Genomic DNA, 14,682 nt, shown 5'->3' with positions numbered 1-14,682 from the left:
CTTCGCCCAGCTTCAACGCGACCAGTTCGGCTGGATGGCCGCTGGCGCCGACCGTCATGATTATGTACTGCACGTCGTTGTGCATGTAGGTCATGGGCATGCCGCTCTGGGACGCCGGCAGTTCGATGGACGCTACTACTTCGCCCGTCGCCTTGTCGTAGGCGTGGAAGTACGGATCACCTCCGTATCCCTCTCCCGCGAAAAGCAGCGTGCTCGTCACCAGGGACCCGATCCGGGTGGCCTTGCCGGTTCTCGGCAGATCGACGCCGGCGAGTTCCGGCAGATCCTTGATAGCCTGCGGCGTATCGCCATTAGGCACCATCCAGACGTGGTCGCCGGAGTTCATGTCGACCGCGGTGATGCGTCCCCAGGGCGGCTTGACCAGTGGGATCTCTCCAAAGACACGCGGCGCTCTCAGGCCGGCCGAGAAGTAGTCCATGTCCGACTCCTCGGGATCCGGAGCGCGCAGCGCCAGCTTCGATATGCTGGTATTGGACGGGATGAAATTGACGCCGGAGACCGGGTCCAGGCAGGTCATGTTCCAGTTGACCCCGCCGTTGGCGCCCGGGATCTGGATCGTACCGATCGTTCCATCCGGCGCTTCCGCAAGCGATGGAGGCTGGTAGAGCGGTCCATAGCGGTGGTTCGCCATCAGGTTGATCGCCTCCTGGCGCACCGCCGGCGTGAAGTCCACCAGGTCGTCCGGCTTGATGCCCTGGTGCTCCCACGGCGCGGGCTTTACGGGAATCGGCTGTGTGGGCGAGGCCCGGTCGTTGGGTACATCCGTCGCGGGTACATCTGTTTCGGGCATGTCCCAGATGGGTTCGCCGGTCACCCGGTCGAAGACGTAGGAGTATCCCTGCTTCGTATTCTGGATGACGATCTTCCGCTCCACGCCGTCGATGGTCACGTCGGCCAGGATCGGCGCGGCGGGATTGTCGTAGTCCCAGATATCGTGATGGACGATCTGGAAATGCCAGATCTTCTCGCCGGTCGTGTAATCCACCGCCACCAGGCTGTTCGCGTACAGGTTGTCGCCCAGGCGATGCCCTCCGTAGTAATCGTTCGTCGGCGCCTCGATGGGCAGATAGGCATAGCCCAGTTCGGTGTCGGCAGAAATGGAGGTCCAGACGCCGGCGTTACCGGTATAGGCCCTCGAATTCTGCTCCCAGGTATCGGAGCCTTCCTCGCCGTCGTCCGGAATGACCTTGAACTTCCAGAGGATTTCGCCGGTGCGGGCGTCGTAGGCCACGACGTCACCCGGTGAGTTGGTCATCGACCGGGGCCGGAATCCCGCGGCGAGAGCCGGCGGAACGAGAATGATGTCTTCCACGACCGTCGCGGGAGACGTGTTGGCCAGGTTTCCCACGGGCGTAACGTTCTCCGCGTTGCGCCAACCTTCCATCATGTCGACGCCGCCGTTATTGCCGAAGCCGGCCACGGGAATCCCCGTTTCGGCGTCCAGGGCCACCAGGTAGAATCCCCGGGTGATCAGGATGACCCGGTTGTCGCCCTGCCCATCGGTCCAGAATGAAACGCCTCGGCCTGAATTGCGGCGCGGAGCCGTCGCCCACCGTTCCTGGTCTTCCACGGGCCGGTAGGTCCACATCGTCTCGCCCGTTTCGGGTTCAATGGCCATGGCGCTCCGCCGGGTACCCGCCGTGGAATACAGCATGCCGCCCACGTAGATGGGTACAGGCTGAGCGTAAAACTCGGGTCTGGGACCGTAGTTGTCCTGTTTCCAACGCCAGGCCACCTCGAGGCGTCCCACGTTGTCCGCGTTGATCTGATCCAGCGGGGAATAACGCGTGTAGGCCAGATCGCGGCCCAGCATGCGCCATTCGGAATCGGGCTGTTCCACCGGGATAATCTTGCCCGGCGTCCTCTGTGCCGCGGGTTCACAGGATGTTATCGCCGCGATCGCCAGGGCCAGCACGATCATCGGCGGCGTCCATCGAAACATAGGGGAAAATCGACTCATCACACGCTGCCTCCCATGAAGCGGATTGAATGGTGCTGCGAATTGCCAATACTACGGTTCTACGAAGAGCGGATGACCGAAGAGGCGACGAAGCAGCTTAAAATGCTGTTAAGGTACGGAACTGCCCGAAAGCCCGATAACGGGTCAGGGCTGGAGTAACTTTAATACAAATCGAGCGATGTTTGCATTTAAAAGACATTTAAGCGCAGAATTGCAAATGTCTTCCCAATGTAGTACGCAGGCTTATTGATGTAAAGCCCTTTATGGCATGAGCCGCCCGGCGGTTATGGCATGAGCCGCCCGACGGTAGGCGCCTTGACGTGAATACCTCTCGTGGGGACACTCAACCCGGCAGCCCGTATCTCGCCAACACCTGCTTCAGCCCTTCTAATGTTCTGAAATGATGACCATTGATTCCAGTTTCGGCTGCGGCGGACACGTTTTCGTTCCTGTCGTCGATAAACAGGGCCTCGTCTGGCTCGATATGGAGATGGGTGAGGGCCGAGTCGAATATCTCGCGTTGAGGTTTGACATGGCCTACCTAAGATGAGTTGACGATGTGGTCGAATGAGCGGTCGATTCCCAGTCGCTGGAGATCGGAAACGAGCTTGGTCGTGGCATTCGTAATCATCACCAGCCTGGCGCGCTTGCGGCACTGCTGCATCAGATCCAGTACGTCCGCTTCGATCTCGCCGGGCGAAAGGGACCACAAACGCACCGCTTCTTCGGCGTCGGCCGCCGGAAATCCGTGCCGCAGCCGTCTGGCAACCTCTCGCCGCCAGTCGGCATCCGAAATCCGGCCGGTCGTGGCACGAAGCAATAACCGGGATTCGAAGGCTGTACCCAGGAGCGCACCCTTGGGAAGACCCGCAGCGATCTCGGCCTGTTCGACAATATCGGGGTCCCACCGGCGTACGACGCCGTCGAGGTCGGTCAGAACGGCCTTGATCATGATTTCAGCGCACGCATGAGTTTCTACCTATCGTTCCGGCCAGGGCGTTTCGGGCGGACCGAAATCCGGTTCTCCCAGCGCGGGGGTCGACAGGCAGTAGAATCCGTGGTTGGTGAACAGCCAGACTAGGTTGCGGTCGTATTCGACGTAAATGCCGTGGGTCAGATTGCCTAGTGCGTAGTCCGGGGTCCGGGACGGATCGAATTTCGGCACGAAGTAGGCGGTGATCTTCGGATCGGAAAGGTCGGATACGTCGAAAACCTGCACGCCGGCGTTGTAGAAGGCGTAGAGAAGGATATCATCCTTCGGTTTTCCGGGCTGGGTATAGTAGCCGCTTCGCTTCGGACCGAAACTCCCGCGCCGCTGCACGAAATCCGTAAATGGCGCATCCGCGGGCGGCACCGGCCTGGGCAACGTGCCGAGCAGCCTGGGATTGGCGGGATCACTCACGTCGATCATGAAGATGTCCTTGTAGGGCTCCCAGCCGTCTTCGTTCAATGGGTAGCCGGAGAAGTAGACCACCCCGGTCTTCTCCACCTGCGTCACATTGACGTAGTCGCCTTCGGTGCCCGCTACGCTGGGCGGGAAGTTGAGGTGCCCCAGCGCCTTGATATCGGCCGGATCCGAGATGTCCAGCACGTAGAATCCCAGTCCGCCCATGGCGGCGTATCCATACCTGCCGCCTTCCTCCACCGGTTTAGACATGAAGATCGACATGCGCGCGCCGAACCAGGAAGTCCGGTTCCCCGCACGGGGATTGGCCCGGTAGGCGGCTTCGTCGTCCGGGTCGCCCAGCTTCTGTCCCGGCACGTTGAACTGGCTGAGGAACACCGGATTGGCCGGGTCGGTCATGTCCCACGCCTGGTAACCGGCCGAATACAGGTCGCTCGGGTATTCGGTAAGCGCGTACTCCGCGCTCGGCGCGGCGGCGACGAACATGTACTTTCCACCGTGATAGGCCGGGATGTCCCGCACGCCGGAACCCTGCTGTTCGCCTATGGGCGCGTTGGGATGCCGGTAGTCGGTGGTCGTCTCCGACTGCAGGACCCAGTCTTCCGGCAGGGGACCGTTCATCTCGTAGACCTTGAACCCCTTGAGATGATTGGCCTGGCGAATCGCCTTCACCTTGTCCGGCTCCGTACGCTTGTCGCTCAGCACGCCGAAGCGGCGGATCTCGAAGGCCTGCACCATGATGTATTTGCCCAGGTCCTTGTTCCATTGGATGGACGCGGCGCCGAACATGTCGCTTTCCGCATACGGGTTGACCTCTTCGCCGGGTCCTTCCCGGGTCCACGTGCCGCCCTTCTCGTGCACGACCTTCAGATCCTTCGGATCGGTGATATCATAGATTTTCAAGGCGCGCCGCACGTACTGGTACATGTACCGGCGGCCGCCGAAATCCACGATGTTCTGCCAGGTATGGAAGGGTTCGACGGTGATCGGGTAGTAGGCCTCGACGGTCATGTCTCTGGCGTACTCGTTCGTATCCCAGTAGTCCAACTGGCCTTCGAAGGGTTTTGGCTCGTGCTGATGCGGTGTTGCCGCGGGATAGATAAACCGGTCGGTTTCCGGGTCCATGCCGTAGCTCGCGGGATCGGGTTCTGGCGGCGTACGGCCTTCGGTCAGCGCGTCGGAGCGAAGGACGAATTCGTCGTTTTGGGTGGATTGGGGCGGGGATTCGTTTTCCGTCGAAGGTCCGCAGCCGGAGGCGATCGTTCCACACAGAAGCACGATAACAAGCGTCTTCATACGGCAGAACCCGTGTAGCTGGCGTGCGTCGACGCGAAATTCTGCATGTTTCAGTGCGATTTCCATCCATATCCTCGTTTCAGGGCTTGGCTTCCATGGGGGTAACGAGTCTGCCGATCCCCTCGATCTCCATTTCCACCAGGTCGCCCGGCATGAGGTACTCGGGCGGGTTGCGGGCCCGGCCCACGCCATCCGGCGTGCCCGTGGCGATCACGTCCCCGGGGTAGAGGGTCTGCACCGAGCTCAGATACCGGAGAATATGGGCTTCGTCGTAGATCATGTAACTGGTATTGCTGTCCTGTTTGATCACGCCGTTGACCCAGGTCTTTATGTCGAGGTCGTCATGCTGGATGAATTCCTTGGGCACGATGTAGGGCCCGAAAGGCGCGGCGCGGTCGCTGCTCTTGCTGTTGAACCAGTTTGGACCGGGAAACATCCGGTTGATAGGCTTCAGCCCGGCGCCGCCCCGGCGACTGACGTCGAAAACAATGCTGTAGCCGAAGACATAGTCATGGGCGTTTTCGAGGGTGAGGTCTAGGGCCGGCCGGCCGATGATGATGGCCAGCTCCGCTTCCCAGTCTATGTTCACGTTCTCCGGAACGTAGTAGGGCTCCCCCGGGTCGATGATGGTGGAGCGGGGCGACTTGGCGAAGAAGTACGGCTCTTCCTTGTCCACGTCCACTTCGACGGCGGCAAAGCCCGCACCCCCGATGGCCGATTCTTCCATCTCGTCCGCGTGGGCCCGATAGTTCGCCGCGGCGGCCAGCAGGTTGTAGGGGTACTTTATCGGCGCCTTGACGGAGACATCCTTCGGATCGAATACAAAGGCGAGGTCCGGGTTCGACAACCGGTCCTCGGCACCCATGTAGTTCGCGATCGTATACATGCGGTTGGAAACAGCGTCGTACCGTTCTATCAACGCGCGCATTTCCTTCGGAATGGAAACGACAGGTAAACCCAGCTGCCGGGTGACATGGGCGTTGGCCTCGTGCAGATCCATCAGCTTGTCCTGGTCCGTCTGGACGGCCATGCCGATCCGAACGGTTCCCGTGGCCTCGAAGGTGGCGAGCTTGAAGGGCGTGTCCGGCTGATCGGATACTTGGGACTGGGCTGGACCAGGCGTAGTAAGCAATAGCGCGGCGCCAAACAGGACAGCGACCGGCAGGAAGCGTAACCGATTCGTCATTTAAGGATCCTCCTTCGGAACTGCATGCGATGTGTTATGCGCATCCGATTTCGACTATTCTCTTCCCATCCCCATAATCTATATTACGTTGCGGCAATGTTACAATGAAAGGATTCCATGCCGGCTAAAATGTGATCCCGTTTTATTACACGCACGAAATAGAAAGATACGTATGCGTAGTAGTTGCAAACTGCCTTCGATGACTGTCTACAGTTCGCTTTCCATCAAGTTACTCCTTGTAGTACTGTTTTCCACAGTCCTTGCAGCATGCGGGAAGGACAGCCCGACGAAGCCTGTTCCGCCCCCTCAGCCAGTTCCGTCCAGCATCGCGATCACACCGCAGTCGGCGACGTTAAGCGCGATCGGGGAGACAGTGTCGCTAACCGCCACGGTGCTGGATCAGTACAGTAACGCGATTGCAGGCGCGATCGTTAATTGGTCGAGTAGCGATATGGACGTGGTGAGCGTGAGTGTAGACGGTCTGGTGACCGCATTGAAGAACGGCTCCGCAGAAATCACAGCGACCGCGGGAGTCGTATCGGTAAGCGTGCCGGTTACAGTCCGGACCCCAGTGAATCCCGATCGGAACGTGTTAGTTTCTATCTATCTTGCTACAGACGGTCCCAACTGGACAAACAACACCAATTGGCTTAGCGATTTACCAATCAGCACCTGGTTTGGAGTCACTACGAAGGCGACAGGGCGCGTAGAACGCTTAGAATTCCGAAGGAATAGGCTGAGTGGGGCGATGCCGTCGGAATTCGGTAAGATACCGGATCTGAAACGACTGGATCTTAGTCTAAATGACCTCAGCGGTCCAATTCCATTAGAGTTACGCAATCTAAATAAGATTGAATATCTGGATCTCTCTCATAACGACTTAAGTGGAGAAATCCCATCAATGCTTGGGGGACTTTCCAGTCTTGTAGATCTTTATCTTGATGGTAACTCTTTTAGCGGCGAGATCCCATCAGAACTGGGGAAACTTACTAATCTCAAAGCCTTGTGGCTTAGCCGTCTCGATTTAACCGGCGGTGAAATCCCACTGTGGATAGGTGATCTCCCGAAACTTGCGTCCTTAAATCTAGGTAGCACAAATCGAAGTGGAGAAATCCCGCAGGCGTTGGGCGATCTACCACTCCGGGTCCTGAATCTTAGCCGCAATAATCTGTCGGTGGAATTCCCATCATGGCTCGCAGACGTCACGACCCTTGTTTACCTTGACCTTTCCAGGACAGGCTTAACGGGTGAGATCCCATCTGATATTGGAAAACTCATCAATTTAAGCATACTATACCTTTGGGATAATAACTTAAGTGGTGAGATTCCTTCCGGATTGGGTAACCTTGCCAATCTTGAGTTACTGCGCTTACATGAAAACGATTTAGAGGGTGAAATCCCTCCTAGTATTGGTAATCTAACAAATCTTCGTCTACTTTACCTTGACGAAAACCAACTAAGCGGCCCGATCCCTTCGAATCTTGGAGGTCTTGCCAATGTGACTAGTATCGGCCTCTCTGAAAACAACCTGAGTGGAAACGTTCCGGCAGAATACGGCAGTCTCACCGCGTTAGAGCACTTGTATCTCCATAAGAATATATCAATGATCGGGGAGTTACCTCGCGAACTCCTAAATCTACAGAATCTCGAAATATTGAGACTAGATGAGACACAGTTATGTGCATCGATAGACACCGAATTTCATGTTTGGCTTGATGGTATTCCCAGTAAACACGTTACCTTGTGTCTTCCTGACTGAGGAAACTGCCCTTTACCTCGCACAGGCGATACAGTCTGAGATTGCTCGCAGCAGGACTGCACCGCGTAGCATTCAGAGTGTGCTCCATTGCGAACCAGATCCAGTACGTTACAAGTTAAGTTTGTTGTCTCCGTAATGGAGAAGGAACAGCAGTCTCCGTTCCAAGTTCGATCTGCCGGGCCCTGGAGTCCTTCATCTCCGGTTCGAGCGTATCGACCGAGCACACATCGGGCACGCGAGGTAGGCAGGGATTTCAGGATGGACGTAAGCTGTTGGAGAAATCGGATCGGGGCGGGGAGATTTGAACTCCCGACCTCCTGCTCCCGAAGCAGGCGCGCTGACCGGGCTGCGCTACGCCCCGATGTATGACCGGTCAAAGGGCAAGGTCCCGGTGGCTGCCTTGCCGGAATCGGGGCGACTGGATTTGAACCAGCGACCACCAGCCCCCCATGCTGGTGCGCTACCTGACTGCGCTACGCCCCGAAAACTTCGGCGTATAATGTACGCCGAGGAGGGGCTCCAGGCAAGGGTTATTTTCGCGATCCACGCGCGGTCCGGCACGATCCCATGCGGCTCCGGGCCTGCTCGACGAACCAATGGTGATCGGCGCGAATCAGGGATTCGTCCCGTGCTGCAGTCGCGAGAAAGTCGAGTTTGTTCACTACGCGAAACGCCGTGTAAACATCCCACCAGGGCAGGCATCCGAACTCCACCGGGTTCAGCGATTCGTAGTGGCGGGTGAACGCATCCATGATTTCGGGGCCGAAGAGCATCAGGATCTCGAACCGGGCGTTCGACACGTCGAAGAGCGGATCCCCCCGGCGGGTGTCCTCCCAGTCGATGACCGCCGTAAGGCGTCCATTCCGCCAGAGCGTGTTCCCCGGCCAGTAGTCGCCGTGCAGGACGACCGGTGAATTGCTGCGAGGGAGCGGCCAATACGGCGTAAGCAGATCAAGGAGCCGCCGCTCGTCGGCTGATGTAGCGCCCGTGTCTCCTTGCCTTCCCATGGCGTCAGCGCAGGCATCCGCTAACCCGAGCAGGAAAGAGAGATCCTGCCCGGTGAGATCCATCCGGTGTATCCTGGCCAGCTCGTGCGCCATCTGCATCACGTATTCAGCCGGGTCTCCGGGCTTCAGATCGGTACCGCCTTCAGCATATTCCAACACAAGGGAGGGCGTGGGGAACAGGGGGGCCGCCGCGTCCAGGTAGACCGGGGCGGGCGTGGGTAGCCCCGCGGCGTGGGTCAACTGTAGCACGCGGAACTCGTCCGCGGCCACGTTCGGGTTCTGCTGGAGGTCCACTTCGCCATGGAGGCGGTGTATGAGTTGCCGGGTCCCGCCATCGGCCGTTTCCACTTCCAGGACCGTCACATCGGCCGAGTAGCCGCCGGGCAGGCTGCGATGGCTCTTCAGCCTGGCATCCGGATCGAACCGATGGACAAGCTTTTCAAACCTGATGCGATCGTCGACGGGTTCCATGCGTAGTGGTCCTGCCGGTCCAGAGGGATATCGGGTCGCATACTCCATTTCTATGTGGATACCCATTCCCCGGTGTTTTATTTGGGATGCCTATTGCCCCGAGTAGTCTATGGCCCACTTGCCCTCGAGGTTCCCGCTGCCGCCCGCATTGTTCCAGAGGGTGGCCACGTCCCGGGGAGCGTGGTTTTCCGCCAGGTGGGCCAAGAAAAGGTTATGCAGGTCGTCCAGGATAGCCTCGTTGCCAGCGGCGACGTTTTGCTGGGCCAGACGGTCGTTCGGCAGGTCGTAGAGTTCGGGCCTGCCGCCGGCTCCGACGGGCGCGTAGCCCCAACGATCCGTAACTAGGAAGGGCGTCGTGACACGCCTGGGCACGCCGCCCGACGGTTCCGCGAGGTGGCAGCCGCTGACCGCGTACTCGCGGTGAGTGGGCCGGCCTTCCATCACGGTGCCGGCGAAGGAAATACCGTCGAAGGGTCTCGGCGGGTCTACCGAGACGCCGGCGAGGTCGCAGAGGCTCGGAAACAGGTCGATCGTCTGCGTGATCAGCGGCAGCCGCGCCCCGCGAGGCACCGCCCCGCCGGCCAGCATCAGCATGACGTGGCCGATCTCCGGATATATGGGCCAGAACCTCCCATCGGCCTCCTGAATGTTGGACTTGCCCGTCCGATCGTGTTCGCCGATGGACATGCCGTGGTCCGACATGACGGTCACGATGGTATCGTCCCAAAGGCCCAGGTCGTCGATCTTCTGCAGGACCTGGCCGATGTGGCGGTCCACGAGCTCCGCCTCTGCCGCGTAGTGGGCCCACAGGTTGTGCAGTTCCTCCGGCGTGTAGGCGGAGGACGGGCCGTAGTTCGGATGCAGCATCGGCGGTCCCGCGTAGCCGGGGTCGTAGTGACGTACCATGTATTCCGGCGGATCCCAGGGCTCATGGGGGTCGAAGAAGTCCACCCACAGGAAGAAAGGAGCGGACTCGGCGTTTTCCTCGAGCCAGCGAATGGCGGTTTGCGCGGTCCGGGCGGAGAAGACATCGGATTCGTATCGGTAGTAGTGGTTGATCCAGCGGTGCTGGTTGACGAGCGTATGGCCGCGATAGCGTGGATGTACGCGGGTTTTTTCGTCCTGGACGACGATATCTACAGGGTCATTGAGGTGGAGCAGCGGCTTGTCGCCCTCTTGACCCCGGTTCTGGTACGCCGCGTCGAAGCCATCCGTAAAACGGGCCTTGAAAAGGTGGGGGCAGTCGCAGATCAGTTGCGTGGCGTACCCTTGCTCGCCGAGCATCCTGCCCGCGTGGTTGGGCCCGCTCAGGTCGATGGGCTGCCAGCCGTAATGGGGCCACCCGGTCACCCCCGTCGCAAAATCGGTGCGATGGGGGATCGTTGGAAAGCTGCCCATGTGGGCTTTTGTGATCTCCGTCGCCCGTTCAGCGGCGAAACGGTCGAGTTCAGGTGTTCGCACGGGCCGCTCAGCGCGGCTTCCCAGGTTGTCGTGGCGGAAGGTATCCGTTATGAGTACGACGATGTTCTTGGGCATCATGGTCCTTTCGTGACTGGGGACAGGGATTCCTCATATCTCGCTTGTAGTACATTCCAGACCACCCGGTATGTCCGTCGGCAGGCACCATGCGTTCAACCGGCGATCCGGCAGGATTCAAGGTAAAGGTCCACCGACGCCTTTAAGGTCATCTCGCCGTCCATCACCCGGTCTTCATAGGCACGGTACCATCCCGGAATCAGGGAACGGGCTTCCCGGAATTCCGCCAGGATCAGCCGCGCGAAGTCTCCGCTTTCCTCCAGGTAGCCGGATTCGTCAAAACCCGCGATCGCCCGTTCCCGGTCGTAGCCGAGCCGGACGATCTCCGCTTTCCACGCTCCATCCTCAAATGTCATCCGGGCGTAGGCCGCACGGGGATCGCGATCGAACGGCGCGCCTACCGCGCCCACGTTGACGACCAGAGTATCGTCCACGGTACGGATGAGCGGCCGGTGCGTGTGTCCCACCACCAGCACCCCCGGCGCCGGGGCGATTTTCTCCCGCAGCGATTCCTCCGAATCATCGGGGAAGATCCCCCTGCGGTCGCCCAGCATGGACGCGTGAACCATGCGGAATTCGTTCCCCGATTCATCGGTCATGCTCCACTGAAAAGGCAGGGCTTCGAGCGGTTCGACCAGGCCGTCCAGTTGATTATAGGTCCATTTCGTGTGCCGGATGATTTCAAACCCGGGACCCTGATCGGGCAGGTTTCCCTTTCCGTATTTCAGCACGTATCTTTCGTGGTTTCCATAGATCATGCCCCAGTCTTCCGCCCCCGCGCGGACCAGTACGCATTCGGTGCAGGCGCGGGGATTCGGCCCCCGGTTGATGATGTCACCCGCGACGAGCACGCGATCGGGACGCCATCGATCGATATCGTCCAGGACGGTTTCAAGCGCGTCCAGGTTGCTGTGCACGTCGGCGAATACGGCGATCTTCATGGGGCGGGGTTCCGCTTCGAAGCTTCCGGGGACAGGAATCGGCGCAGCACGTTGGCCACGATCCTGGATATGTCGTTGTCGGCGTCGTTGTGCAGCAGGGTGCCGCAGAAGGTGATGGATCCCGTGGAAAAAAGCTGGCTGCCCGAGTCCGACCGCTGGTATACCATGTCCGCCCGGATCAGTTTTTCCAGGGGCTCTCCCGACCAAGTCGTGATGTGGGTGAGCAGCTCTTCGGGAACGGGTATGAACGATTCGTGGTGATTTTCGGAACTTGCGATGACCCGGGTGTTTTCGGGTGTGCCCAGCCGGTAGTCCGCCCGGTCGAGTTCGAAGCCGGCGGCCCCGTTTCCGCTGTACCCGTAGTCCCCCACGGTATCGCTTTCCACCCCTTCGAAGATCCACGCGGTCTCCGGGTTGACGCGGGCGTCCGGATCGATGCGATAATACGATCCATGAAAATTGCCCTGCGCGGAAAACCCCACGGCGGCAAGCTGCTGCGGGGGACGGTTGTTCCTGCGCCAGAGTCCGCCGTAACCGCCGTCGAAAGCCTGGAAGTACTCACCCGGCTCAGCGGCCCAGGCGCGGATGCCGCCTTCATTCCGCCGGATTTCAAGGGTTCCGTTCCCTTCAGGGTGGACGGCGATGCGCCAGTAGAACCCGTTCCCGCCCAGGTACATGAAATGGCCGCCCCGATCCCGGTATTGTTGCAGCGCGTCGAGCGTGCGCGGCGTGTGGTATTCCGGATGGGAGCCCGTGGTTACGGCCCGGTAACCTTCAATCGCCTTGATGCCGTCGTCGTGCAGTTCCTGGTCGGTGACGATGTCGAAGGAGATGCCCATTTTTTCGAGCCACGCGTACAGGTGGGTGTCCGCCTGCAGGTGCCTCAGCCCCGAACAGTCTCCTTCGGTGGCCCCGAAAGTGATGTAGCCCGGACGGAGCGAGAACAGCGGGCGCCTGTGATTCGCATGACAGATCCCGCTTCCGTCCGTGTGAAAGTTGTAGGTGGACAGCCCGTACTCCGGATGAACGGCGGGATTCCAGGGATAGGCGTTCCATGCGCTGATCCGATCAAGCCAGGATGGATGGAAATTGGGGCGTGCGTGGTTGCCGTAAACGGTATAGGTAAAGGTCGCCGCCAGCACGCATAGATCCGCGGCGGGCCTGCCTTGGGGTGGACAGACGTAGAACGGCATCATGTCCTCGTGTTCGCCGCACCGGATGCGGGCCGCGTAGAGTCCCGATCGCATGCCCTCCGGGATTTTAAAGGTGAAATCGGTTTCCCACCCGAAGTCGTAGATGTCGTCTTCGTGGAAGTGGATGGCGCCGTACTGGTCCGGTGCGTGCTTCCAGGACATTTCCTCCCCGGTCCACCCGGAACCGGTCATGGCGCGGGCCGGCATGTTGACCAGGCGGCCGTGCAGTCCGAACGGCCCGATGTCCACTACCCGGGTCGAACTTGTGTCCCGGGCGAAGTCCCAACGGGCCCAGGCGCCTTGATGACTTTCGACGTCGTATGCGTGGCCGTCGATTTCTTCCACAGGCACGTCGACGAGGGAAGGCGCTTCAATCTTCCCATTGAAATGGCCCTGGACTTGATCGCCGTCCATCCCGCCGACAATGATTCGGCCCAGGTCATCAATTGGAACGGCTCCGATGGCGGCGACCGTGAAATTGGCCGTACCAGGCGGTGCGTCGAGTGCGCGGAATCCTACGCTTACCGTGCCGTTTCCTGCATCGTAACCGGCCCACACCCGGTACCATCGCCTGGGCTTGATCGACGAGCCTCGGCAGGCGGCGAGTGTTTCCCGGTTCGATGACGAACGGGCGATCACAGTGACGGCGCCACGGTCCAGGCAAAGGTTCAGGACCGGCTTCCCTCCGCCGGCTCCGCAACTGATGATGCCCTGCCGCGCTTTTCCGGGGGTCGTGGGCCATATCGTAGCGGCGATGGCTATTCCGCTGGTAGTGCGGAAGCGTCCTTCGAAGGGGATAACGGCATGGGAACCGGGATGGAATGGCTGGGACCTTGAAGGGAATTCGCCGCCGAATGGAAGGTCCACGTCCTCCAGTTGAAGGCCGGGACCGGCGGGATTGGGATCGCCGCAGATCACCCGGACGAGGCTGGCGTCATAGGGCTCCGACGACTCGCTGCTCACTTTGAACGCGATTTCATCGCCGGGCCGGCCGGACAGCCGGTCGGTGTAACCCAAAAGGGGAATGACGGACATCAGTTACCCGGAAGGAGTTCGTCGCCCGGCCGCCGTTCCCGGTAGCCGCTCACCATCAGCCCGGGCCGGCCGAAGCTCTGCCCGTATTCCTGCCTGTTGTCGGGATTCCGGTAACCCATGCGCACGAGCCGCCGGGGCTTCCGGGTCTGGTTTATGTAGGAGCCGTGCACGGTGTCGATGCAGAAGAGGACCACGTCGCCGGCCTTGGCCGGGACGGCCACCGTGTCTTGCAGCTTGTACTCGTCCGTAGGCAGGTGGGGTGCACAGGGACCCTCTTCCGATTCGGTGATGTGCTGCAGATGGCCGGACTTGTGCGAGCCGGCCAGGAAGCGGATCTCGCCGTTTTCATGGCGGGTGTCGTCCAGGTGGACGAGGACGTCGATGTACCGGCCGTCGTGATGGCCGTAGAAGGGGTTGTCCTGGTGCAGAGGAAAGGGATGACCGGTCTGGGGCGGCTTGATGTGCAGCGTGGTGTGGTGAAGCTCCACGTTCGGCCCCAGCAACTGCGACAGGGCCTCGACCAGCTGCGGATTGGCGACGGCCCTAGACCAGGCCTGGGAATAGAAGTGCAGGTCGTGCATGGCCGTCAGCTTGGACTTTGCCTCGGTCTCCGGATCCATGTAAGCCAGGCGCCAGGGACCGTTCCATCCGGGGCTCGTGAACGCCCAGTCCTCGACGAGCCGGTCCATCTGATCCGACAGTTCGGCCGTTTCTTCCGGCGTGAATACCTCCGGGATGTGGAGAAATCCGTTCTCATGGTAGAACGCGATCTGCGCGTCGCTCAGCACGGTTTGTTCCATGACCATGGTCATGTCAGATGCTCCTTGTTCGGTTGTCGCGTGCGGGGAGTTGAGGCCATCTCAATGTAGTCA

At 60.1% G+C, this 14,682-nt stretch carries 10 protein-coding genes and 2 tRNA genes; 1 reads left to right on the top strand and 11 read right to left on the bottom strand.

The window, feature by feature from the left end:
- The 4 genes from OXG98_03815 to OXG98_03800 form a co-directional block, all read right to left on the bottom strand.
- On the bottom strand, window positions 1-1,981 hold a 1,981-nt coding region (locus OXG98_03815), incomplete at its 3' end, for a PQQ-binding-like beta-propeller repeat protein (protein ID MCY3771132.1).
- 541 nt (window positions 1,982-2,522) lie between these two features.
- Window positions 2,523-2,933: a hypothetical protein gene (locus OXG98_03810; protein MCY3771131.1), complete on the bottom strand. Its 411-nt coding sequence runs from the start codon at window positions 2,931-2,933 to the stop codon at window positions 2,523-2,525.
- Between the two features lie 27 nt (window positions 2,934-2,960).
- Window positions 2,961-4,682: a hypothetical protein gene (locus OXG98_03805; GenBank protein ID MCY3771130.1), complete on the bottom strand. Its 1,722-nt coding sequence runs from the start codon at window positions 4,680-4,682 to the stop codon at window positions 2,961-2,963.
- A 79-nt stretch (window positions 4,683-4,761) separates the two neighbouring features.
- A complete protein-coding gene (locus OXG98_03800; GenBank protein MCY3771129.1) occupies window positions 4,762-5,868 on the bottom strand; it encodes a fumarylacetoacetate hydrolase family protein in 1,107 nt (368 codons plus the stop codon).
- Window positions 5,869-6,067: 199 nt separating this feature from the next.
- Here OXG98_03800 and OXG98_03795 point away from each other — a divergent pair, with 199 nt between their 5' ends.
- The gene (locus tag OXG98_03795) at window positions 6,068-7,627 is read left to right on the top strand and encodes an Ig-like domain-containing protein (GenBank protein MCY3771128.1); all 1,560 of its coding nucleotides are present in this window, start codon (window positions 6,068-6,070) and stop codon (window positions 7,625-7,627) included.
- Between the two features lie 286 nt (window positions 7,628-7,913).
- Here OXG98_03795 and OXG98_03790 read toward each other — a convergent pair.
- The 7 genes from OXG98_03790 to OXG98_03760 all read right to left on the bottom strand — a co-directional run bounded on the left by OXG98_03790 (window position 7,914) and on the right by OXG98_03760 (window position 14,622).
- Window positions 7,914-7,988 (bottom strand) — tRNA-Pro (locus OXG98_03790).
- Between the two features lie 48 nt (window positions 7,989-8,036).
- Window positions 8,037-8,110 (bottom strand) — tRNA-Pro (locus OXG98_03785).
- A 47-nt stretch (window positions 8,111-8,157) separates the two neighbouring features.
- Window positions 8,158-9,105 carry a phosphotransferase gene (locus tag OXG98_03780; protein MCY3771127.1) on the bottom strand — a complete coding sequence of 316 codons (948 nt, stop codon included), beginning with the start codon at window positions 9,103-9,105 and terminating at the stop codon, window positions 8,158-8,160.
- A 90-nt stretch (window positions 9,106-9,195) separates the two neighbouring features.
- Window positions 9,196-10,644: a sulfatase gene (locus OXG98_03775; GenBank protein ID MCY3771126.1), complete on the bottom strand. Its 1,449-nt coding sequence runs from the start codon at window positions 10,642-10,644 to the stop codon at window positions 9,196-9,198.
- 92 nt (window positions 10,645-10,736) lie between these two features.
- Window positions 10,737-11,582, bottom strand: coding sequence for a metallophosphoesterase family protein (locus OXG98_03770; protein MCY3771125.1), 846 nt, complete (start codon window positions 11,580-11,582; stop codon window positions 10,737-10,739).
- Window positions 11,579-13,810 carry a N,N-dimethylformamidase large subunit gene (locus tag OXG98_03765; GenBank protein MCY3771124.1) on the bottom strand — a complete coding sequence of 744 codons (2,232 nt, stop codon included), beginning with the start codon at window positions 13,808-13,810 and terminating at the stop codon, window positions 11,579-11,581. The genes OXG98_03770 and OXG98_03765 overlap by 4 nt, the downstream gene beginning before the upstream one ends.
- Window positions 13,810-14,622 (bottom strand): phytanoyl-CoA dioxygenase family protein, encoded by an 813-nt coding sequence (locus tag OXG98_03760; GenBank protein MCY3771123.1) that lies wholly within the window; start codon window positions 14,620-14,622, stop codon window positions 13,810-13,812. Before OXG98_03760 ends, OXG98_03765 begins: the two co-directional genes overlap by 1 nt.
- Window positions 14,623-14,682: the final 60 nt, after the last annotated feature.

The organism is Gemmatimonadota bacterium (genome assembly GCA_026706345.1).
GTDB lineage: Bacteria > JAAXHH01 > JAAXHH01 > JAAXHH01 > JAAXHH01 > JAAXHH01.
Note: the sequence above shows the minus strand (reverse complement) of the source record. Positions and strands in the feature narration are given on the sequence as shown.